Here is a 22,580-nt window from a genome sequence, read left to right on the forward strand (position 1 = left end):
GAAGCGGTGGGCGGTTCGGCCGCGCGCTACGGGCGGGTGAGCCGCCGGTCCAGCGAGGTGACCGCGTCCCGGAAGGCCCGCCCCAGACCCGGACGCGCGCGGTTCAGCACGAACCGGAACGGCGCCGTACCGTCCGCGGCGAACGTCCACCGCACGCGCGTGCCCGTCCCGGCCGGCGCCAGCCGCCACTCCTCGACCATGGCCCGGGCGCCGGGCGCGTTGGTGACGTCGACGCGATAGGCGTACACCTCGGGCGGCTCGGCGGCCAGCACCGTCTCCACGAAGCGCGTACCGCCCTTGAGCCGGATCTCGCGACCCGCGCCCGCACCGATGGGCCGGGCGAACGTCACCGCGGAGAACCAAGCGGTCCAGCCCGGAACGTCCTCGGCCAGCGCGCGGAAGACCACGTCCGGGGCGGCGGAGATCTCCCGCGCGAAGACCAGGCGTACCGGAGCCGTCTCGACGAAGTCGAGTCCCACCGGACGCAGACGGCGAGCCATGGTCGCGACCCCCTTGGGCGCAGCCGCGGATGCGGACGATCGGCCAGGAGGCGCCACGATAGCCGGAGGTACGCCGGGTGTCAGCGGGGCCGGGGACGCGCGCCGGCGTCCGCCGAGGTCAGTCGGCCGTCTCCGGCTCGCCCGCCACGACCAGCCCCAGGTGCTCCGAGATCTCCGCTCGGGCGTCCGCCGGCAGGCCGGCGTCGGTCACCAGCGTGTCCACCTGTTCCAGTGCCGCGAACGAACTCAACCCCACCACACCCCACTTGGTGTGGTCGGCGACCACCACGACACGCCGCGCCGACTGCACCAGCCGCCGGTTGGTCTCGGCCTCCGCGAGGTTCGGCGTCGACAGACCGGCCTCGGCCGATATCCCGTGCACGCCGAGGAACAGCACGTCGAAGTGGAGCGTCGCGATCGCCTGGTCGGCGACCGGGCCCACCAGCGAGTCGGAGGGAGTGCGCACACCACCCGTGAGCACCACCGTGGCCGCACCCTGCCGCGCGCCCGAGGTTCGCTGCGCCACATGGAACACGTCGGCCACCCGCACCGAGTTGGTGACCACCGTCAGGTCCGGCACGTCCAGCAGCCGGTGCGCCAGCGCGTACGTGGTCGTACCGCCCGACAGGGCGATCGCCGCACCCGGAGCGACCAGTTCCGCCGCGGCCCGTGCGATGTCCTCCTTGGCGGTCGGCTCCAGCCCCGACTTCGCCTCGAACCCCGGCTCGTGCGTGCTCGCCTCGACCACCGGGACCGCGCCGCCGTGCACCTTCTCCAGCACGCCCTGCCGGGCCAGCGCGTCGAGGTCGCGGCGGACCGTCATGTCCGACACGCCGAGCTTGCGGGTCAGCTCGTTGACCCGGACCCCGCCCCGGCGGCGCACCTCGTCGAGGATCAGGGCGCGCCGCTGCTCCGCGAGGAGGTTCGGATTCTCACTCACGTACGCTTCGGTCCTTTCGCCGCGAAACCGCCCGACACGCCCGGCGCACCTGCTACGACGAGGAGTTCTCCCGCTCCGGTGCGTGGACGTCCCATCCTCGCACGCCCCGACGCGGGCCGCGCCACCGCCCGCCCGTCGCGCACATGTCACTTCCGCCCCGTCCCGGTGTCACCTGTCACACGGTTCGGGGAGATTCCGTGCCGAGGGGTGTGCGCCGCCCGCTCAGCGGAGATCCTTGTGCCCGCACGGACAGAGCCGACGGCGCGTCACGGGGGAGTGCGGGACAGTGGAACAGGCGCAGGAACGGACCGGGAGGGGCGGACAGGACGCCCCCGGACCACGCGACGCGACAGACGGGACGGACGGGAGGTCCGGCACCGCTCTGGAACTCCTGGTCCACGGAGTGGGCGGCACGACACCCGCCGAGATGCTGGACGACCCGCGGACCGTGCGGATCACCGGCGACCACATCGCGGCCGTCTTCCGGCGCACCGAGGACGCCGACGCCGAGTCCCGGCCCGAGGACTACCGGGGCCGGCCGGTGCCCGAGGCCTACGTCTGGTGCAACCTCACCTCCGGCAACGGCACCCGCGCCCTGTGGCTGCTGCTCCTGCCGTTCATGGTGGTCAACCTCGCCCACTGGATGCGGCCCACCGCGCACGGCCGGACCCGGACGGTCCGCCTGTACGGGCTGCTGGTGCGGCTGGCGGGGCTGACCCTGACGGTGCTGCTGATCGCCGGGGCCTGCGAGGTCGCCCTCGACCTCGTCGCCTGGCAGTGCGCGGGCACGCGCGCGTGCGCCGAGCGGCACTCCTGGCTGGGCTTCCTGTCGCCGGTGATGTCGGACGGCGGCTGGTGGAGCACGCCCGGCCGCAGGCTCGCCCTCGCGGCCGCGGTGCCCGCCGCGCTCACCGGCCTGCTGTGGTACCTGTCGCTGCGCACCTGGCGGGCGTACGAGTCCCAGCAGCCGATGGACCGCGAGACCGACCCCGAGGAGGACCCCGCCCGCACCGCCCTCGGCCGGCCCGGGTTCTGGTACGGGCGCCGCCTGGTGGCCCGGCTGCGCGCCGCGCACACCGCCGCCGCGCTGCTGACGGTCGCCGCGGCGGTCGGCGCACCGGCGGCCCGCTTCGACCGCAGGCCGGGCGGACCGGCGCCGCTCGACGCGCTGGGCTGGGCCCTGGAGGCGGCGCTGGTCGCCGGGGCGGTCGCCGTGGTCGCGGTGGTCTGCCGCCGGGGCCGCAGCGAGAACCGCCTCGACCGGACACTCGACGAACACCTCGTACGTCGCCTGCCGCTCGCCGCCCTCGTCCTGTTCGTCCTCGCCCTGCTGTACGGCGGCTGGGCACGCCCGCAGTGGACGTCGGCCGGCCGGCTGCCGGGAGACATGACCTTCGGCGGCATCGCCCTGGTCCAGGGCCTGCTGGTCATCGCCCTCGCCGTGGTCGCCCACAGCCTCCACCGCGGCCTCCCCGACGCCCGCGCCGCGATCCGGGGCCTCGGCGGTCCCGCCGTCGCCATGCTGGCCTGCGCGCTGGGCGGCGTCATGTCCGGCGGTGTCTCCCAGCGGGTGTCGGACTGGCTGGACGGCACCGGCACCTCCATCGACGGCCCGCCCGTCCTGCTGACCTGGCAGGCGTCCGTCATCCCGCCGCTGCTCGTCGTGGTCCTGCTGCTCTGCGCCGCGCTCGCCCGGCACACCTGGCGCCTCGCCCGCGCCGAACGGGACGCCGTGGAGGCCGACCACCCCGGGGAGGCCGGGGACCCGGGACGCACCCGGCGCATCGCGCTCACCCGCGCCCTGGCCACCCTCACCGACCGGGCGCCCCTCCTCGTCGCCATCACCTCCGCCGCCACCCTCCTGCTGGGCGCCGGAGCCCTGGTGGGCGCCCTGACCACCGACCAGGTGCCCGGCGACGCCGCGCGCGGGACGTACGCCGTCGTGCACGGCGCCGCGCAGACCGCGCAGGCGCTGGGTTCCTGGCTCATCGGCCTCGGCTTCATACTGTTCGTCACCTGGGGCAGGCGCGCCTACAAGGACGCCTCCGCGCGGCGCACCATCGGCATCCTGTGGGACGTCGGCACCTTCTGGCCGCGCGCCGCCCACCCGTTCGCACCGCCCTGCTACGCCGAGCGCGCGGTGCCCGACCTGACCTGGCGCATGGCGACCTGGACCCGGGCCACCGGCGGGCGGCTGGTCATCTCCGGGCACTCGCAGGGCAGCGTCCTCGCCGCGGCGGCGGCCTGGCAGCTGGAGCCGTCGGCCCGCAAACGGGTCGCCCTGCTCACCTACGGCTCCCCGCTGGAGCGGCTGTACGGCCGCTGGTTCCCGGCCCACTTCGGACCGGACGAGCTCGGCTCGCTGCACGAGGAGGTTGACTGCTGGCGCAACCTCTACCGGCGCACCGACCCCATCGGCGGTCCGATGCGGCTGCCCGGCGACTCGGGCCCGGCGGTCGACCGCGCGCCCCTCAAGGACCCGCTCACCTACGGCCGCACCGAACTCCACCCGCTGCCCGCGCCGCTCCTCGGCCACTCCGACTACCAGGCCGACCCCGCCTTCGCCGAGGAACGGCAGCGTCTGCTGGCCCGGCTGCGCCCGGAGGTACCGGCGCCGCGCCACACCGACCCACCGGCACCCGTCCCACCGGCGCCCGTCCCGGCGGCGGACGGCGGACCCGCGGACTGCTAGGCCCTGTCGTCAAACTCCCGTCTGCCTCGCGACGCCATGCACGCACTCTCGCCGCACGGGGCCCTGACCCAAGTACATCCAGTACGAGGATCAGGGCCCCGCGCGCCGAGAGCACGCACCTGACGCCGCGAGGCCCGCCCTCCGGGCGGACGACGGGAGTTTGACGACAGGACCTAGGGGATCCGGGGCCGTACCCGCCGGGGCGTCCGCGCAGCCCTGGTGGGTGCCTCTACGGCAGTTCCGGCAGATCCTCGGCGTACAGCAGGGTCAGGTCGTCCGTGCTGGGGTCGGAGACCTGGGCGACCCGGCTCGCGTGCCGTTCCACCATCGCCTCGAACGTCTGACGGGCGGTACGGCCGTTGCCGAAGGCCGGGCCCTTGGGGATCGCCGTGAAGTACTTCGTCAGCGCCTCGGCCGCGCCCGGCGCGAGCCAGTACTCGTGCTCGTCGGCCTGCTGCTCCACGATCCGCAGCAGTTCTTCGGGCGCGTAGTCGCCGAAGGTGATGGTCCGTGAGAAGCGGGAGGCGACCCCGGGGTTGACGGACAGGAAGCGCTCCATCTCCGCCGTGTACCCCGCGACGATCACCACGACCGAGTCCCGCTGGTCCTCCATCAGCTTCACCAGCGTGTCGATGGCCTCCTTGCCGAAGTCGCGGCCCGCGTCCTCGGGGGAGAGCGCGTACGCCTCGTCGATGAACAGCACGCCGCCGTGCGCCCGCTGGAACGCCTCCTGGGTGCGGATCGCCGTGGAGCCGATGTGCTCGCCGACCAGGTCGACCCGGGACACCTCGACCAGGTGCCCCTTGTCCAGTACGCCGAGGGAGGCGAGGATCTCGCCGTACAGCCGGGCGACCGTCGTCTTGCCGGTGCCGGGGGAGCCGGTGAAGACCAGATGGCGTTTGACCGACGCGGCCTTCAGGCCCGCCTGCTGCCGGCGCCGGCCCACCTCGATCATGTCGGTCAGGGCCCGGACCTCGCGCTTGACGCTGTCCAGGCCCACCAGCGCGTCGAGTTCGCCGAGTACGGCCTTGGACGTGCGGGCCGGTTCCTGCGGCGCGGCGCCCGCGATCAGGGGCTCCTGCTCGGTGCTGCGCTGCCCGGGGATCGAGCCCAGCAGGCCGGGGGACTGGCTCACCGTCTGCACGACGGGCTCCGGAGCGGAGGGCGGCGTCAGACCGCCGCTCTCGTCGCTGGTGCAGTCCTCGACGAGCGGACCGGAGTCGTACGCCGTGTCCGGGCCACCGTCCGCGAACTCGTACCCGCCGCGCGCGCACCGCTCCGTACGGCACTTCCGCAGCGTCGTACGGCAGCCGTCGATCACGTGGAAGCCGTAGCCGGCGCTGCCGGTCACCCGGCAGCCGAGGAAGCTGCCGCGGCCGCCGGCCGACACGTAGACGCCCGCCTCCGAGGGGGAGTCGACCGTGCAGCGCTCGATGGTGGGGTCGGCGCCCTTGGTGACGATCACGCCGGTGCGGTTGCCGACCAGGGTGCAGTTGTTCAGGGTGCCGCCGCTGCCGTGGTCGCGGAACCAGGCGCCCGTGGCCGCGTCCCGGATGCGGCAGTCGTCGAGCTGCGCGGTGGCACCGTCGCTCACCGAGACCGCCGTGTTGCGCACCTGGGACAGGTCGCTGTCGACGACGTCCGCGCGCGAACCGCGGTCCAGGACGAACAGCGCGTCCGGCACGTCGTGCACCCGGCAGGAGTCGAGCACCGCGGTGGCGCCGTCACTGATCCAGACCGCCGGATAGTCGCCGGTACTGTCGAAGATCTCGCACTGGTTGGCGTCCACCCGCGTACCCGGGTCCCACACCGACAGGCCGTTGCGGCCGAACTGCCGCACGGTGGTGCGGGTCAGGGTGAGGACGGAGCGGGACCGCAGGTCGACCGCGTTCTCCGGGATGTCGTGGATACGGCAGTCGGCGAGCGTGAGCACCGCGTCCGTGTCGAGCGTGACGCCGTCGCCGGTGGTGCGGTGCACGTCGCAGTCGGTCAGGTGCGCGGTGGCCCGGCCGGTGACCTGCACGCCGCTGCCCCGCACCTCGTAGACCTCGCAGCCCACGGCCTCCAGCGAGGACCCCTCACCCATGGCCGTCAGGCCGGAACCGGCGGCGTGGTGGACCTGGCAGCGCTCCAGCCGGGGGTGCGCGCCGGAGCGCACCGCGACACCCGCCTGACCGGCCGAGACGACCTCGCACTCCTCGAACACGCCGCCCCCGCCGTCGAGAACGGCGATGCCGACACCGGCCGGGTTGTCGACGGTGCAACGCCGCACCGTCGGCCGCGCGCTGCCGCGCACCTCTATCCCGGACGCGGAACGCGTGACCACCCGCAGGTCCAGCAGCTCCGGCGTGCCCTCCTCCACGAGCACCGCGGGCGCCGCCGCGTCCTGGCCCTCCACGTGCAGGTCCTGGATCACCGCCGAGGCGCGCACGGTCAGCGGAACGCCGTCGACCGGCGCGATCCGTACCGAACCCTGGGCGCCCTCGGGCCCGCGCAGGGTCACCGACCGCTGGACGACGAGGTTCTCCCGGTAGGTCCCGGGGGCGACGGTGAGGACGTCACCGTCGGCCGCGGCCTCCAGGGCGGCGGCGAGCGATGCGTACTCACCTGTGCGGCGCCGCCACCGCGAGGTACCGGTGTGCGTCACCTGGACCGTGCCCTGTGCCATGGCGTTGCTGTGCCCCCACCTCGTCGTACGCGGGTCGTCGCCGATTCGGTTCGGCCGGTCCACCGTAGCGTGCGCACAGGTGGTGAGTTGACCGGAGGCGGAAGCCCGTCAACTGCCCGCGCCGGTCCTGCCCCAGTCCGGGCCCGCCCGGTCCCACTCCCGCTCCCAACGGGCGTACCGGCGGCGGACCATGCGCCACACGACGATCCGCCGGCCGGCCTCGATCAGGGCCGCGGCCACGACGGCGGCGCCGAACCCGGCGAGCACGGCGTGCGTCGTCGCGGTCGCGGAGTCCAGTGGACGGGCCACCGTCCGGCCCTGTCCGTCCGTCCAGATGGCGAAGCGGTCGCCGGTCTCCGGGTCGTCGATGCTCGCCATGACGGGAGCCTCGTGTCTTGAGCCGTCCGGCGCGGTCCAGTCGGCGAGGACACGGCTGCGCAGCCCCCCGGCGGACACGCCGTCGGGGTCGACGGCCACCGGTGGACGCTCCAGCGCGCGGACGACGGTGGCCGTCACCCGGTGCCGGGACTCGTGCTGGTCGCGCACCGACCGCTGCATGGCGTCCTGCGCGGCGCCGCCCACGCGCGCGCCGACCAGGGGCGCCACGGACACGATCAGCAGCAGTCCCGCCAGCGCCACCCACGCCTCGGCCAGGTCGGTCGCGCGGCACAGCGGATTGTGCCGCCAGCGCCAGAGCCCGCTGATCGCCCGCACGATCCGCACCCCCTTCCCTCTCGACGGGGCTCGCGGCAGGGTTTCTCATGAACGTCCCACGAAGCCCAACGCGCGGGCCGCGGACCCGGTTCCCGGGCCCCCGCCGGTGTCCGGAACCCGTCCCCGCCCGGGGAAGCGGCACCTCACTCGATGATCCGCACCGGGTCACCGACCCGGATCGTGCCGTGGCCGACCGGGATCAGGTTCTGTCCGAAGACCAGCTTGCCGTCGACGCGGCGGTGCCGCCCGAGGCTGTGCAGGGGCTCCCGGCCACGCTCGGCGGTGCCCTGGTCGGTCGTCGTCACGACGCACCGCCCGCACGGTTTGGCGACCCGGAAGTCGACCTCGCCGACGGCGACGCGTGACCAGCCGTCCTCGGCCCACGCGTCGGTGCCGGAGACGACCACGTTCGGCCGGAAGCGGTTCATGGGCAGCGGGCCCTCGTCGGCGTGCTCGCCCTCGGCGATCAGGGAGTTGAGGGCGTCGAGGGAGGCCGTGGCCGCGAGCAGCAGCGGAAAGCCGTCGGCGAAGGTGACGGTCTCGCCCGGGAGCGCGTACCTCGGGTCCACGGGCCGGCGCGTGGCCGGATCGTCCAGGTACACCAGTCGTACGTCCGCACCGAGGAAGGCGCTGCACCAAGCGTGCACGGCCTCCCCCTCCGCGGGGAGCGCCTCGACCTTGTCGCGGAAGATCTGCACCACGACCGTGCCCTCCGCGCGGGGGACCGGCACCGTGAGCGGCTCCCGGCCGGGCGCGGACAGCCGGACACCGCCGCCGGGCAGAAGCTCGGCGGCGGCCAGGGCGAGGCGCGGCTGCCGGCGTTGTGTGACGACCTTTCCCCCGTCGTCGATCAGCATCCAGCGGCGGTCTCCGGTCAGCCCCCAGGGCTCCACGACGGCCTCCCGGAGCGCCAGGCTCCGAAACGCCTTGACCGGATGGACGTGGATCGACTGCAGCCGTGCGGTTCCCATGAGGTCATCGTGCCAGGTGGCACCGACAACGCCGGGAGCGGCTCAGTAGCCGCGGTACTGCTGCTGGTTGTACGGGTCCTGATACGGCGCCGGAGCCGGCCGGGGGGCCGCGGGGCGCATCGCCTCGTATCCCGCGGGGCCGGGCGCGGCCGGGCGGTGCTGCTGCGGCTGCTGGGGGCCGGGGTAACCGCGCGGTGCGGTCGCCTGGTGCGGGATGTAAGCGGCGGGGGCCTGCTGCAGCGGGGCGGGCTGCGGCACCTGCTGCGGGTAGCCGTAGGAGGACTGGGACGGGCCCGCCGGGAGGGCGGGCAGAGCCGACGGGAGCGCGGGCAGGTGGCTGCCCGGCGCGTCGTACGCGGCGGGGACCCGGATCGGGGCGATCTGCGGGGTGCCCCGCTCGGCCACGAGCGAGTCGTAGATCGGAGTGTCCGGGAAGGAGGCGGAGTAGTAGCCGCCGCCATAAGTGGAGCGGGGGGAGGTCATGGCACATAAGTTAAGCCCACGATGTGCTGGTTGGGGAGACCGATAAGAGGGTTGTTTTCCGTGTCCGCAGTGACCTGGGATCCCCAATGCGAGCGAACTTGGCAAAATAGGGCATCACGAGACGTGATTTTGCGGTAAAGGCCGAGTTCCGGGCGGGTTACCGGCGGTTGGCCGGACGTCTTGCCGCACTCCTCGTCGGGAGCGGGCGGCGGGGGGAATAGGTTGGGCGCGGGAAACTTGGCGAACCGCCGGGACGCAGCCCGGTTCGGTGACACGTGATGGGGGCGGACATGCCAATGTCGAAAGGATCGAACACCCCGGTGCCGACGACGGCGCTGCGGGTCGAACTGGGCTGGCGATCGGGCCCCGGCGTGCCCGACGCGGACGCCTCGGCCCTGCTCCTGGTGGGCGGGAAGGTACGTTCCGACGCGGACTTCGTCTTCTACAACCAGTCCGCGCACTCCTCCGGCGCGGTCCGCCACGAGGGCAAGCGGGAGGCCGGCGGCCGGGTGACCGACAGTCTGCTCGTCGACCTCGCGCGCGTGGAGCCCGCGATCGAGACCGTCATCCTCGCGGCCTCCTCGGACGGTGGATCGTTCGGGAAGGTCCCCGATCTGTACATCGAGGTCCGCGACGCCGTACGGAACACGGTGGCGGCGCGTTTCGACAACCCGGGCGCGACCGTGGAGACGGCCTTCGTGCTCGGCGAATTCTATCGCCGCCAGGGCGCCTGGAAGTTCCGTGCCGTCGGCCAGGGTTACGACAGCGGGCTGGAGGGCCTGGCCACGGACTACGGCATCTCGGTGGACGAGCCGCAGCAGGCGGCCCCGGCCGCTCCGCCGGCGCCGCCCGCCCCCGCGGTCACCGCGCCGCCCCCGGCACCCGCGGCCCCTCCCGTGACGCAGCCGCCCCCTCCCGCGACGCGACCGGCCGCCGCCCCGCCTCCCGCGACGCAACAGCCGGCCGCCGTTCCGTCGGCGCCCGCCGCGGAGCCGGTCCGCCTGACCAAGGTCACGCTCACCAAGGCGGCACCCTCCGTCTCGCTGACCAAGCAGGGCGGCACCTCGGGCGCCATGCGCGTCAACCTCAACTGGCAGGTGCGCAAGCAGTTCTCGGGCTGGGCCCGCAAGCTCGGCCGCCCGGTCGCCATGCACGACGACCTCGACCTCGACCTGTGCTGCCTGTACGAACTCACCGACGGCAGCAAGGGAGTCGTCCAGGCCCTCGGCAACGCCTTCGGATCCCTGCACCAGCCGCCGTTCATCCACCTCGACGGCGACGACCGCACCGGCGCCGTGACGAGCGGCGAGAACCTCACCGTCAACCTCGACCACAAGCAGTACTTCCGGCGCGTCCTCGTCTTCGTCACCATCTACGAGGGAGCGCGCTCCTTCGCCGACCTGCACGCCACGGTCACCCTCCAGCCGCAGTACGGCGCCCCGATCGACTTCTCGCTCGACGAGTGCACGGTTCCCTCCACGGTGTGCGCCCTCGCGCTGATCACCAACACCGGCAGCGACCTGGTCGTCCAGCGCGAGGCCCGCTACCTGGTGCCCGAGCGCGGCGTGAGCCCCCAGCGAACGGTCGACTACGCCTACGGGTGGGGCATGAACTGGACCCCCGGCCGGAAGTGAACCCCGCGGCCGGGGCGGGCGCTCAGCCCTCCTCGGGCACGGCGCCCGGACGGGTGTAGGTGCGGCCCTTCCAGGCCGCACCGCGCCCCCTGTAGTGCTGCACCGCCGAGTCGACCGTCATCAGGAGGTACAGGAACGCGGTGAACGGCAGCAGCGGAGCGAGCCACAGCCCCTGCCGGTAGTACCGCAGCATCGGCACGTACGTCCCCGCCATCACCAGCCAGGAGGCGGCACCGAGCACGGCCGCCGCCGCACTCCCCGTCGCCGTGCCCGCGACCACCGACGCCGGCGGCACCAGGTACACCAGCGCCAGGCCGGCGACCGTTCCGGCGAGCACGAGCGGGTTGTGCCGCAGTTGCGCGTACGCGCTGCGCGAGACCATGCGCCACAGGTCGTGCAACCGCGGATACGGACGCACACTGTCCACCCGGTCGGCCAGGCCCAGCCAGATCCGGCCGCCGTCGCCCTTGACCGCCCGGGCGAGGGCCACGTCGTCGATGACGGCGTGCCGGATGGCGTCCGGGATCCGCGCCCGTTCGGCGGCCTCGGCGCGCAGCAGCACGCAGCCACCCGCGGCCGCCGCCGTTCCCCCTTCTCCGCCGATCCACCGGAACGGGTACAGCTGCGCGAAGAAGTAGACGAAGGCCGGCACCACGAGCCGCTCCCACACGCTCTCCACCCGCAACCGGGCCATCTGCGAGACGACGTCGAAACCGCCCGTGCGGGCGGCAGCCACCAGCCGGCGCAGACTGTCCGGCGCGTGGGCGATGTCGGCGTCCGTCAGCAGCAGGTACTCGGGCTCACGCGCGCGTGCCAGGTCGACGCCGTGCCGCACCGCCCACAGCTTGCCCGTCCAGCCGGCGGGCGGCTCCCCGGGCGAGGCCACGGTGAGCGGCAGACCCTCGTGCCGCCGGGCCAGCTCGCAGGCCAGCTCACCCGTGCCGTCCGTGCTGCCGTCGTCGATCAGGAAGACCTCCGCCCGCCCCGGATAGTCCTGGGCCAGCAGCGACGGCAGGCTCGCCGGCAGGACCGCCGCCTCGTCGCGCGCCGGGACGACGACGCACACGGAGGGCCAGACGTCCGGTTCCTCCCGGGCCGGCAGCCTGACGTCCGTACGCCAGAAGAAGCCCCGGGCGAGCAGCAGCCACAGCCAGGCGGCGAGGGACAGGGCGGATACGGCGGTCACGACGGAAGTCCACGCATCGGCGCTCACGTGCGCAGTCTGCCCCACGGCCGCGGCCCGCAGCGGCCCATCGTCTATGGTGGCCCGGTGAAGATCGCTCTCATGGACTCCGGAATCGGTCTGCTGGCGGCCACCGCCGCGGTACGGCGCCTGCGACCGGACGCCGATCTCATCCTCTCCCTGGACCCCGACGGCATGCCGTGGGGACCGCGCACCACCGAGGACCTGACCGAGCGGGCCCTCGCCGTCGCCGAGGCCGCCGCCGCGCACCGTCCCGACGTCCTGATCGTGGGCTGCAACACCGCCACCGTGCACGCGCTGCCCGCACTGCGTGCCCGACTGGAGCCCACGCTGCCGGTCATCGGCACCGTCCCGGCGATCAAGCCCGCCGCGGCCGGCGGCGGCCCCGTGGCGATCTGGGCCACGCCCGCCACCACCGGCAGCCCCTACCAGCGCGGCCTCATCGAGGAGTTCGCCGGCGACGCGACGGTCACCGAGGTGCCGTGCCCGGGGCTCGCCGACGCCGTCGAGCACGCGGACGAGGCCGCGATCACCGCGGCGATCGCCGCCGCGGCCGCCCTGACACCCGATGCGGTAACGACCGTCGTCCTGGGCTGTACCCATTACGAGCTGGTCGCCGAACGCATCCGCGCCGCCGTTCAGCGTCCCGGCGCCCCGCGCCTCGTCCTGCACGGCTCCGCCGGTGCCGTCGCCGCCCAGGCGCTGCGCCGGATCGGCGCCGCCCCCGACCCCGGGGCCCCGGCCGAGGGCACCCTCACCGTGCTGCTGAGCGGTCGCGAGGGCACGCTGCCCGCGCCCGCGCTGGCCTACGACGAGGGCCGGCTCCTGCGAGCGGTCACACCCGCGCGCTGACCGGCGGGCACGCCCGGTCGGCCCAGTCACGCTGTGCGACGAGGTACCCGCACAGCGAAACGGCAGTAACCTCTTGTCCATGAGGCATCGCCACGGCGAGACCGCCCCCCAGCCGGACGTCTGGACCGGACGTGCCACCAACCGGGTCCAGTGGTTCCTGGCGCTCATCGGCGCCGCCTGCATGGCGCTCGGCATCGCGCTGGCCGTCGAATCGGCCTGGGAGTCCGGCGTCGCCCCGCTGGCCATGGCGGTCGTCGGCTGCATCGCGGCGGGACTGCTGGTCCTCTTCGGCACGCTGGCGTTCGTGCACGTCGCCCTGAGAGTCGACGAGGAATGCCTCGAAGTACGCTGCGGCCACATCGGCGTGCCCCGTCGCCGCATCCCCCTCTCGCACGTCGCGGGCGCCGAGTTCGCCCCGTGCGTCACCCCGCGCCACTGGGGCGGCTGGGGCTACCGCTGGCGGCCGGAGAAGGGCACCGCGGTCGTCGTACGACGCGGGGAGGGCGTGGTCCTGCGCCTGTGGGACGGCCACACCTTCACGATCACCGTGGACGACGCCGAAGCGGCCGTCCAGGTCATCAAGGACCGCCTGCGCCCGAAGGCTCCCGGCGCGGCGCACTGAGCGCGGCGAGGCCGCCCGGACCGTCATGCCCGGGCAGGCCACACAAGGCACGCGCCCGGACGCGGTCACCGCGCGCAGCCCGGTGGCGCTCCGCGCCGGCCCGGCTTCTCCGCTTACCGGCATCGACGCGGCCGGCTTCACCGGCACTGAAGCACCCGGCCGGCTTCACCGGCACCGAAGTACCCGGCTTCCCCGGCACCGAAGCACCGGGCCCTCACCGGGACATCCGGTCGCCCCGAGGTCGTGCGCCGCTCGCCGGCGCCGGCGAATCGTCGGCGACGGGGCGGGCCGTGGCAAGTCCCGCGAGGAGCCCCGCGCCCACCGACACCGCGGTGAAGCTCAGCGCGTTGCCGACGGCGGCGATCGCCGCGAGTCCGGTGAGGGCCAGGCCCGCGGTGAGGACGACCGGCGTGGGGCGCGACGAGCGCCACAGGGCGTACAGCATCCAGCCGAAGGCCGCGCCCAGCAGGACCACGCCGACGACGCCCTGTTCGGCCGCCTGCTGCCACACCGCCGAGTGGGGTCTGCCGTCGGTCACCGAGGACTGTGCCGCGGTCGGACTCAGCGACCCGAAACGCCCCGGGCCCACACCGAGCGCGAGGTCCCCGCGCAGCAGGTCCAGCGCGTCGCCCCACAGCCGCACACGATGAGCGGTCAGCTGGCCCTCCAGGGAGGCGGCCAGGCCGACCGGCACGAAGCTTCCGAGGACCGCCCAGGTCAGGCCGGTCACCAGGCCCGCGGCCAGACCCAGCCCCGCGATCCCCGCACCACGGCGGCGCACGCGGCCCGCGGCGAGCGAGCACAGCAGCACCACCGCGCAGACGGCGCAGCCGACGGCCGAGCCCAGGACAGCCGCGGTCACGGCCGTGCCGGCGGCCAGCAGCCGCAGCGCGACCCGCACGGCCGGTACCGGACTGGCCCAGGCCCCGCAGCACGCGGCGCCGGCCGACAGCGCCAGCAGGGCGGCGGTCGCGCCGGCGTGTCCGAGCGGCGCGGTGATCCGGGGCTCGGGCGCGAGGTGCGGGACGGCCACCGTCAGGGCGACCCCGGCCAGCGCCGCGGCACCAGGAGCCGCGACCGGAAGGAGCGCCCCGCAGACCCGCCCCGCGGCGTAACCGGCGGCCACGGCCAGCACCGCGAGCAGCACGCCCTCCGGGCGCCCGTCCCGCGCGGCGGCCGTGATCAGCGACCAGGAGGCGCAGGCCCCGAGGATCACCACGCCCGCCGTGTCCGCACCGCTTCGTCTGTCGCCGTCCGCGTCCGGACCCGCCGCAGACGTCGTCCCCCTCGAACCCACCGCGTCCCCCGCCCGCGTCGCCCCCGACCTGACGGGCCCCGGCCACCCGGCCGGCTCGGGCCGACGACTGAGGCTCCGGCACACCGTAACGGCTGGTCGGTGGATTGTGGACAGCTCGGCACCCGGATGTGCCGAAACGATGCGGCACCGGCCGCCAGGACCCCCGCGGCGCCCTCCGACCGCGCTGTCGGCGGCGCGGTCACCCGCCGTACACTCCGGGGGGTGACAGCCACCGCAACCTCCGTCGGCGAGTCGGACCGGACGCAGCCGCAGACCACGCGCGCCTCGCGCGTCGCCGCGCGGCTCCTGCGCCTCCTCCCGGCCGCCGCCGCCGCGCTCTCCGGAGTGCTGCTCTACGTCAGCTTCCCGCCGCGCACCCTGTGGTGGCTGGCCCTGCCCGCCTTCGCCGTCTTCGGCTGGGTGCTGCGCGGCCGCGGCTGGAAGGCGGGTCTCGGCCTCGGCTACCTCTTCGGCCTCGGCTTCCTGCTGCCGCTGCTGGTGTGGACCGGCGTGGAGGTCGGCCCCGGCCCCTGGCTCGCCCTGGTCGCGATCGAGGCACTCTTCGTCGCGCTGGTCGGCGTGGGCGTCGCCGCCGTGTCGAAACTGCCGGCCTGGCCCATGTGGGCGGCGGCGCTGTGGGTCGCGGGAGAGGCCGCACGCGCGCGCGTGCCCTTCGAGGGCTTCCCCTGGGGCAAGATCGCGTTCGGGCAGGCGGACGGCGTGTTCCTGCCGCTCGCCGCGGTCGGCGGCACACCGGTACTCGGGTTCGCGGTCGTCCTGTGCGGCTTCGGCCTCTACGAGGCCGTGCGCCTGGCCTCCCTGGCGCGCCGCACCGGAGAGGTACGGCGGAGCGCGGCGGCGGTGGCCCTCCTCGGCGTGGCCGTACCCGTCGTGGGCGCCGTGGCCGCCCGGCCGCTGGTCAGCGACAAGGCGGAGGACGGCACCGCGACCGTCGCCGTGGTCCAGGGCAACGTGCCGCGCGCGGGCCTCGACTTCAACGCCCAGCGGCGGGCCGTACTCGACTACCACGCGCGCGAGACGCGACGCCTTGCCGCCGAGGTCGAGGCCGGCAAGGTGGACCGGCCCGACTTCGTGCTCTGGCCGGAGAACTCCTCGGACATCGACCCGTTCGCCAACGCCGACGCGCGGCTGGTCATCGACCGGGCCGCCAAGGCGATCGGCGCGCCCATCTCGGTCGGCGGCGTCGTGGAACGCGACGGCAAGCTGCTGAACGAACAGATCCTGTGGGACCCCGACAAGGGCCCGGTCGACACCTACGACAAGCGGCAGATCCAGCCCTTCGGCGAGTACCTCCCGCTGCGCTCACTCATCGGGGCGATCAACGACGACTGGACCTCCATGGTCAGCCAGGACTTCAGCCGGGGCACCGAACCGGGCGTGTTCACCATGGCCGGCACCAAGGTCGGGCTCGTCACCTGCTACGAGGCCGCCTTCGACTGGGCGGTGCGCTCCGAGGTCACCGACGGCGCCCAGATGATCTCCGTGCCCAGCAACAACGCGACGTTCGACCGCAGCGAGATGACCTACCAGCAGCTCGCCATGTCCCGCATCCGCGCGGTCGAGCACAGCCGGACCGTCACCGTGCCGGTGACCAGCGGCGTCAGCGCGATCATCATGCCGGACGGGAGGATCACGCAGAGGACCGGCATGTTCGTGGCGGACTCCCTGGTCCAGGAGGTGCCCCTGCGCTCCTCCGAGACGCCCGCCACCCGGCTGGGCGTGGTGCCCGAGATCGCCCTGGTGCTGGCCGCGGCCGGCGGGCTCGGCTGGGCCGTCGGCGCCGGTGTGCGCGGGCGACGCGCCCGTGGCGTGTAGCCGTACGCCCGCCGCACGCCCCGCGGCCCCGCCCGGAGTGGTCCGACCGGCCCGTTAGGGTCGTGCGCATGGCTACTCCCGACTTCATCCGCGACCTGCGCGTCTCGGCCGGACACCAGCTGCTGTGGCTCCCCGGGGTCACCGCCGTCGTCTTCGACGACGAGGGCCGGGTGCTGCTGAACCGGCGTGCCGACAACCGGCGCTGGTCACTGATCGGCGGCATCCCGGAACCGGGGGAGCAGCCCGCCGCCTGCGCGGTGCGCGAGGTCGAGGAGGAGACGGCCGTACGGTGCGTCGTCGAGCGGGTGGTCCTCGTCCAGGCGCTGAACCCGGTCACGTACGACAACGGTGACGTCTGCCAGTACATGGACATCACCTTCCGCTGCCGGGCCGTCGGGGGCGACGCCCGGGTCAACGACGACGAGTCGCTGGACGTGGGCTGGTTCGCGGTGGACGCCCTGCCGGACCTCAAGGAGTTCGGGCAGACCCGGGTCAAGCAGGCGCTGTCCGACGCCCCCACATGGTTCGACCCCACTGGTTGCATCTGAAGTATGGGGCGTGCCCACATGGGGGGTGCGGTGGACGCTGCCTAGGGTCGGAGATATGACCTCGCCCAGTGTCCTCCCGGCCCCCCACGCCTCCCCGCTCGACCTCGGCGGCCGTACCGCCCTCGTCACCGGCGCCGCCGGCGGCATCGGCCGTGCCTGCGCGCAGCGGCTGGCCGCCGCCGGGGCCAAGGTCAGAGCGGTCGACCGGGACGCCGCCGGGCTGGACGCGCTCGCCGAGAGCTGCGGGGGCCTCGCGGGCAGCGTCGAACCCCACGTCCTGGACCTGACCGACCTGGACGCCGCCGAGCTCGCCGCCGCCGGCACCGACGTCCTCGTCAACAACGCCGGGCTGCAGTTGGTGCGGCCCATCGAGGAGTTCCCGCCGGACGTCTTCCACACCGTGCTCACCGTGATGCTGGAGGCCCCCTTCCGCCTCATCCGCGGCGCCCTGCCCCACATGTACGGGCAGGGCTGGGGCCGTATCGTCAACATCTCCTCCGTCCACGGCCTGCGTGCCTCGGCCTACAAGGCGGCCTACGTCTCCGCCAAGCACGGGCTGGAGGGACTGTCCAAGACCGCCGCCCTGGAAGGCGCCGCCCACGGCGTCACCTCCAACTGCGTGAACCCCTCCTACGTACGCACCCCGCTCGTCGAGAAGCAGATCACCGACCAGGCCCGGGCCCACGGCATCCCCGAGGAGCAGGTGCTGACCGACGTCATGCTGCGGGACAGCGCCGTGCGCCGGCTCATCGAACCGGAGGAGGTCGCCGACGCCGTCGCCTACCTGTGCGGCCCGCAGGCGTCCTTCGTCACCGGCACCTCACTCGTCCTGGACGGCGGCTGGACCGCGCACTGATCAGGGTGGCGGCCGACCCGCCCACCGAGCCGGGTGGTGCCCTCGGCGGCCAGGGTTTTCCACAGGGCTGCCGGGACGACCGTGCGATGGGGAATCCTGTGAGCATGTCCCGCGATCACGTCCAGTCCGCCGAGCGCTCCGCCCACGACGCCGGAGCGCCGGTCGGCGACGCCGGCGATGCCGAGAGCCCGGCCGCCGCCGTCGAGACGCCGTTCCTGGAGCTGCTGGCCCGGGGCGCGTCCGCCGACGCCTACGAGCAGCCGGTGCTGCTCGCCCGCGCCGAGCGGGGACCGGCCGAGCGGATCACCGCGCTCGAACAGGCGAGGAACCTCGCCCTGCGCGTGCGCTCCGAACTGGAGGGCCGGCGCAGGCGTGAGGCCGAGCTGTCCGCACTGTTCGAGACGGCCCACGACCTCGCCGGTCTGCGCGACCTGGACGCGGTCCTGCGCGCGATCGTGCAACGGGCCCGCTCGCTGCTCGGCACCGACGTGGCCTACCTCAGCCTCAACGACACGGCCCGCGGCGACACCTACATGCGCGTCACCGAGGGCTCGGTCGCGGCCCGCTTCCAGCAGCTGCGGCTCGGCATGGGGGAGGGGCTCGGCGGCCTCGTCGCCCAGACCGCCCGCCCCTACGTCACCGACGACTACTTCAAGGACGCCCGCTTCCAGCACACCCGCACCATCGACGCGGGCGTACGCGACGAGGGCCTGGTCGCCATCCTCGGCGTGCCCCTCATGCTCGGCCACCACGTCATCGGCGTGCTCTTCGCCGCGGACCGGCGCGCCCGCGTCTTCGAACGCGAGCAGATCGCCCTGCTCGGCTCCTTCGCCGCCCTCGCGGCAGCCGCCATCGACACCGCGAACCTGCTCGCCGAGACCCGTTCGGCCCTCGCCGGCCTGGAGCGGGCCAACGAGATCATCCGGGACCGCAGCGGCGTCATCGAGCGCGCCTCCGACGTCCACGACCGGCTCGCCGAGCTCGTCCTGCGCGGCGGTGGTGTCCACGACGTGGCCGCCGCCGTCTCCCAGGTCCTGGCCGGCACCGTCGAGTTCACCGAGGCCGCCTCGGCGCCACCCCGCGCCCTGGAGACATCCCGCGCCGAGGGGCACGCGGTGCGGCACGAGGACGACTGGATCGCCGCCGTCGCCGCCGGCGACGAGCTGCTCGGCGCCCTCGTCCTGCGCGGCCACCCCGGACTCGACCCAGTCGACCAGCTCACCCTGGAACGCGCCGCGATGGTCACCTCCCTCCTCCTGCTCGCCCGGCGCTCCGCCGCCGAGGCCGAACAGCGCGTGCGCGGCGAGCTGCTGGACGACCTGCTCGACGCCCGCGATCGCGACCCGCGCCTGCTGGGCGACCGCGCCCGACGGCTGCGCGCCGACCTGGACGCCACCCACGTCGTACTCGCCGCCCGCCTCGACGCCACCGCAGCCGACGCCGATCAGGAGGCGGACGCGCGCAGACGCCTGTGGGCCGCCGCCTCCCACCTCGCCGCCACCCGGCACGGCCTGGCCGCCGCCCGTGACGGCGGCACCGTACTGCTGCTGCCCCTGACCGCGGGGGACGGTGCCACGGACCTGGCCCGCCGCACCGCCCGCCAGCTGGGCACGGCCGTCCACGAGGCCGTCACCGTCGGCGCCTCCGCCCCCGTGGAGGATCTCGCCGCCCACCCCGACGCCGTGGCCACCGCCTACACCGAGGCCCGGCGCTGTCTCGACGCCCTGCGCCTGCTGGGCCGCTCCGGGGACGGCGCGGCCGCCGAGGACTTCGGGTTCCTGGGGCTGCTGCTGGCCGGGGACCAGAACGTCTCCGGCTTCGTCGAGCGCACCATCGGCCAGGTCGTGGCCTACGACGAGCGGCGCGGCACCGAACTCCTGCGCACGCTCGACGCGTACTTCGCCTGCGGCATGAGCCCCGCCCGCACCAAGGACGCCCTGCACGTCCACGTGAACACGGTCGCCCAGCGCCTCGAACGCGTCGGCCGCCTCCTGGGCGACGACTGGCAGAGCCCCGACCGCGCGCTGGAGATACAACTGGCCCTGAGACTGCACCGGCTGTCGATACCGGCACAGCACTGACCCCCGTACGCATGGCGCGTACGGGGGCCGGTCACCGGACAGCTCAGAGGGTGCGCGCTCCCGGCGCCGCGGAGGTGCTCCCCTCCGCCTCCTTCATGTCCCCGCCCCTGTCCGCGTCCTCGGGAGAGGACATGACCTCGTTGAGGTCCCGGTGGCGGGTCTCCTTCGCCACGCCCACGGCGATCAGCGTCAGGACGACCGCGGCGATGACGTAGAGGGAGATCGGGGTGGAGCTGTCGTACTTGTCCAGCAGTGCGGTGGCGATCAGCGGCGCGGGGGCGCCGGCCGCGACGGAGGCGAACTGCGCGCCGATGGACGCACCCGAGTAGCGCATCCGGGTCGCGAACATCTCGGAGAAGAACGCCGCCTGGGGCGCGTACATCGCGCCGTGCAGCACCAGGCCGACGGTCACCGCGAGGAGCAGACTGCCGAAGTCACCGGTGTCGATCAGCATGAAGAAGGGGAACATCCACAGCCCGACACCGGCCGCGCCCAGCAGATACACCGGACGCCGGCCGATCCGGTCCGACAGCGCGCCCCAGGCCGGGATGACCGCGAAGTGCACGGCCGAGGCGATCAGTACCGTGTTGAGCGCGCTCTGCTTGGAGACGTCGGCGGCGGTGGTGGCGTAGACGAGGATGAAGGCCGTGATGACGTAGTAGCTGATGTTCTCCGCCATCCGCGCGCCCATCGCGATCAGCACGTCGCGCCAGTGGTGCCGCAGCACGGCGACGATCGGAAGCGGCTCGGCCTTCACCTTGCGCGTCTCGGCCTGCGCCAACGCCTGCTTGAAGACGGGTGATTCGTCGACGGACAGACGAATCCACAAACCGACCATGACCAGCACTCCGGAGAGCAGGAACGGTATCCGCCAGCCCCAGCTGTTGAACGCGGAGTCCGACAGCACGGCCGTCAGCAGCGACAGCACGCCGGTCGCCAGCAACTGCCCCGCCGGCGCGCCGGTCTGCGGCCACGACGCCCAGAACCCGCGCCGCCGAGCGTCCCCGTGCTCCGAGACCAGCAGCACGGCGCCGCCCCACTCACCGCCGAGCGCGAAGCCCTGGACGAGTCGCAGCACGGTCAGCAGCACGGGAGCGGCCGTACCGATCGTCGCGTGCGTGGGCAGCAGCCCGATCGCGAAGGTCGCCCCGCCCATCAGCAGCAGGCTGAGCACCAGCAGCTTCTTGCGCCCGAGCCGGTCACCGTAGTGCCCGAACACCAGCGCCCCCAGCGGACGCGCGGCGAACCCGACGGCGTACGTCAGGAACGACAGCAGCGTGCCGACCAGGGGGTCGGAGTCCGGGAAGAACAGCTTGTTGAAGACGAGCGCGGCGGCGGAGCCGTAGAGGAAGAAGTCGTACCACTCGATGGTGGTGCCGATGAGGGACGCGGCGACGATGCGCTTGAGCTTGCCGGGTGTCGGGGGAGCGGATGCTGCGGAGGCCATGTGCGCCACTTCCTCGTGTGCGGTGGGGACGGGTACGTGATGGCACACGGTAGGAAGCCGCAGGTCAGGGGCACATGTGGCGGGACAACATAGTTCTGGGCCGATGTGTGCGTGCGACCCCCATGCCGATGACGGGAGCCAGGTGCACGGCCAGGATGGACGCCTGCACCCGGGCGTTCACCCAGTGCCTATGCTTGCGGCCATGAGTCGATGGGAGAAGCTGACTGGTGGTGCGTCCGGCGAGCAGTACGCGGCTCGGTTCGCCCAACTCGCCGAGCAGGGTGAGGACGTACACGGCGAGGCGCGACTGTGCGCCACGCTGGTGTCCCCCGGGGCGCGGGTGCTGGACGCCGGGTGCGGCACCGGTCGGGTTCTGATCCGGCTCGCCCAGCTCGGGTACGACGGCGTGGGCGTGGACCGCGACGCTTCCATGCTGGCCGTGGCACGCCGCAACGCGCCAGAACTGACCTGGCTGCAGGCTGACCTGTCGGACTTCGACCCGGCGACCGCGGGCGTCACCACCGGCTTCGACCTCGTCGTTGCTGCCGGCAACATCTTCCCCCTCCTCGCCCCGGGAACCGAGGCCGCCGTCGCCGCCCGGCTGGCCCATGCCCTGCGCCCCGGCGGGCTCCTCGTCGCGGGCTTCGGCTTGGACCGGGAGCATCTACCCGTGCCGCCCAGCCTGACCCTGGGGGAGTACGACGCGTATTGCGGCGCCGCGGGCCTCACCCTGACCGATCGCTTCGCCACGTGGGACGCCGATCCGTACGACGGCGGCGGCTACGCGGTCAGCGTGCATCGCCGCTGAGGGACGCGGGCCCCGGCCGACAGAGGTCGGCCGGGGCCCGCGGCTTCAGGACGCGGCGCTCACCGCTCCTGGTCGCACATACCTTCCTCCAGCTCGTGGATGTCCCGGTCGCCGGAGCCGACACAGGTCCAGCGGTCGGGATCCTGGTACTCCCAGCTGGCGGGATCGGCGAGGAGGTCGTCCAGGGCCTGACCGGTCACCGCTTCGCTGGTGAGGTGCGCGGGCCATTCGTCGGACTGGAACACCTTGATGAAGCCGAGGCGCTGCCAGCAGCGGATGAGGCGGGAGAAGCGCGGGATGTGCTTCTTCCACTCCTCCTCGTCCTCACTGTCGGACCAGTCGGCCAGCAGGGCCCACAGGTCGGATCCCTCTCCTCCGTTGATGAAGAGGCAGTACTCGTCGTCTTGCAGGTCCTTCATGGGTTGGG

At 73.8% G+C, this 22,580-nt stretch carries 19 protein-coding genes; 9 read left to right on the forward strand and 10 right to left on the reverse strand.

The features are described 5' to 3' along the window. Positions 1-26 precede the first annotated feature (26 nt). Both RI578_RS34490 and RI578_RS34495 read right to left on the reverse strand, forming a co-directional pair. Positions 27-500, reverse strand: coding sequence for an SRPBCC family protein (locus RI578_RS34490; protein ID WP_310874720.1), 474 nt, complete (start codon positions 498-500; stop codon positions 27-29). A gap of 118 nt (positions 501-618) precedes the next feature. Further along, positions 619-1,440 carry a DeoR/GlpR family DNA-binding transcription regulator gene (locus RI578_RS34495; RefSeq protein ID WP_210959353.1) on the reverse strand — a complete coding sequence of 274 codons (822 nt, stop codon included), beginning with the start codon at positions 1,438-1,440 and terminating at the stop codon, positions 619-621. A gap of 286 nt (positions 1,441-1,726) precedes the next feature. Between RI578_RS34495 and RI578_RS34500 the strand changes: the two genes are divergently transcribed. Next, entirely contained in the window at positions 1,727-4,132 is a 2,406-nt protein-coding gene (locus RI578_RS34500) for a hypothetical protein (protein ID WP_310874721.1), read from the forward strand. 229 nt (positions 4,133-4,361) lie between these two features. Here RI578_RS34500 and RI578_RS34505 read toward each other — a convergent pair whose 3' ends face one another. From RI578_RS34505 to RI578_RS34520, 4 genes are all read right to left on the reverse strand, one after another. Then, positions 4,362-6,800 carry a right-handed parallel beta-helix repeat-containing protein gene (locus RI578_RS34505; protein WP_310874722.1) on the reverse strand — a complete coding sequence of 813 codons (2,439 nt, stop codon included), beginning with the start codon at positions 6,798-6,800 and terminating at the stop codon, positions 4,362-4,364. A gap of 108 nt (positions 6,801-6,908) precedes the next feature. Beyond that, positions 6,909-7,514, reverse strand: coding sequence for a hypothetical protein (locus RI578_RS34510; RefSeq protein WP_310874723.1), 606 nt, complete (start codon positions 7,512-7,514; stop codon positions 6,909-6,911). 143 nt (positions 7,515-7,657) lie between these two features. After that, positions 7,658-8,485 carry an MOSC N-terminal beta barrel domain-containing protein gene (locus RI578_RS34515; protein ID WP_310874724.1) on the reverse strand — a complete coding sequence of 276 codons (828 nt, stop codon included), beginning with the start codon at positions 8,483-8,485 and terminating at the stop codon, positions 7,658-7,660. A gap of 42 nt (positions 8,486-8,527) precedes the next feature. Continuing rightward, the gene (locus RI578_RS34520; RefSeq protein WP_210959348.1) at positions 8,528-8,968 is read right to left on the reverse strand and encodes a DUF6643 family protein; all 441 of its coding nucleotides are present in this window, start codon (positions 8,966-8,968) and stop codon (positions 8,528-8,530) included. 296 nt (positions 8,969-9,264) lie between these two features. On the opposite strand from RI578_RS34520, the gene RI578_RS34525 reads away from it, so the two are divergent. Beyond that, complete coding sequence (locus RI578_RS34525) at positions 9,265-10,602, forward strand: TerD family protein (protein WP_310874725.1); 1,338 nt, start codon at positions 9,265-9,267, stop codon at positions 10,600-10,602. A gap of 22 nt (positions 10,603-10,624) precedes the next feature. Here the strand turns inward: RI578_RS34525 and RI578_RS34530 are convergent, their stop codons facing one another. Beyond that, positions 10,625-11,833, reverse strand: coding sequence for a glycosyltransferase (locus RI578_RS34530; RefSeq protein ID WP_310874726.1), 1,209 nt, complete (start codon positions 11,831-11,833; stop codon positions 10,625-10,627). 39 nt (positions 11,834-11,872) lie between these two features. Between RI578_RS34530 and RI578_RS34535 the strand changes: the two genes are divergently transcribed. Further along, positions 11,873-12,658 (forward strand): aspartate/glutamate racemase family protein, encoded by a 786-nt coding sequence (locus RI578_RS34535; protein WP_310874727.1) that lies wholly within the window; start codon positions 11,873-11,875, stop codon positions 12,656-12,658. Between the two features lie 79 nt (positions 12,659-12,737). Then, positions 12,738-13,280 carry a hypothetical protein gene (locus RI578_RS34540; protein WP_310874728.1) on the forward strand — a complete coding sequence of 181 codons (543 nt, stop codon included), beginning with the start codon at positions 12,738-12,740 and terminating at the stop codon, positions 13,278-13,280. Between the two features lie 214 nt (positions 13,281-13,494). Here the strand turns inward: RI578_RS34540 and RI578_RS34545 are convergent, their stop codons facing one another. Next, positions 13,495-14,496 carry an O-antigen ligase family protein gene (locus RI578_RS34545; RefSeq protein ID WP_310875936.1) on the reverse strand — a complete coding sequence of 334 codons (1,002 nt, stop codon included), beginning with the start codon at positions 14,494-14,496 and terminating at the stop codon, positions 13,495-13,497. A gap of 303 nt (positions 14,497-14,799) precedes the next feature. Between RI578_RS34545 and lnt the strand changes: the two genes are divergently transcribed. The 4 genes from lnt to RI578_RS34565 all read left to right on the forward strand — a co-directional run bounded on the left by lnt (position 14,800) and on the right by RI578_RS34565 (position 19,898). Beyond that, a complete protein-coding gene (gene lnt, locus RI578_RS34550; protein WP_310874729.1) occupies positions 14,800-16,413 on the forward strand; it encodes an apolipoprotein N-acyltransferase in 1,614 nt (537 codons plus the stop codon). 68 nt (positions 16,414-16,481) lie between these two features. Continuing rightward, entirely contained in the window at positions 16,482-16,961 is a 480-nt protein-coding gene (locus RI578_RS34555) for an NUDIX domain-containing protein (protein WP_310874730.1), read from the forward strand. 55 nt (positions 16,962-17,016) lie between these two features. Then, a complete protein-coding gene (locus tag RI578_RS34560) occupies positions 17,017-17,817 on the forward strand; it encodes a 3-hydroxybutyrate dehydrogenase (RefSeq protein WP_310874731.1) in 801 nt (266 codons plus the stop codon). 104 nt (positions 17,818-17,921) lie between these two features. Continuing rightward, on the forward strand, positions 17,922-19,898 hold the full coding sequence (locus tag RI578_RS34565) for a GAF domain-containing protein (protein WP_310874732.1): 1,977 nt from the start codon (positions 17,922-17,924) through the stop codon (positions 19,896-19,898). 43 nt (positions 19,899-19,941) lie between these two features. Here the strand turns inward: RI578_RS34565 and RI578_RS34570 are convergent, their stop codons facing one another. Continuing rightward, complete coding sequence (locus RI578_RS34570; RefSeq protein ID WP_310874733.1) at positions 19,942-21,345, reverse strand: MFS transporter; 1,404 nt, start codon at positions 21,343-21,345, stop codon at positions 19,942-19,944. 202 nt (positions 21,346-21,547) lie between these two features. Here RI578_RS34570 and RI578_RS34575 point away from each other — a divergent pair, with 202 nt between their 5' ends. Continuing rightward, complete coding sequence (locus tag RI578_RS34575; protein ID WP_310874734.1) at positions 21,548-22,153, forward strand: class I SAM-dependent methyltransferase; 606 nt, start codon at positions 21,548-21,550, stop codon at positions 22,151-22,153. Between the two features lie 59 nt (positions 22,154-22,212). Here RI578_RS34575 and RI578_RS34580 read toward each other — a convergent pair whose 3' ends face one another. After that, entirely contained in the window at positions 22,213-22,572 is a 360-nt protein-coding gene (locus RI578_RS34580) for a hypothetical protein (RefSeq protein ID WP_210959326.1), read from the reverse strand. Positions 22,573-22,580: the final 8 nt, after the last annotated feature.

The sequence above is a fragment of the Streptomyces sp. BB1-1-1 genome, from assembly GCF_031597775.1.
GTDB lineage: Bacteria > Actinomycetota > Actinomycetes > Streptomycetales > Streptomycetaceae > Streptomyces > Streptomyces thinghirensis.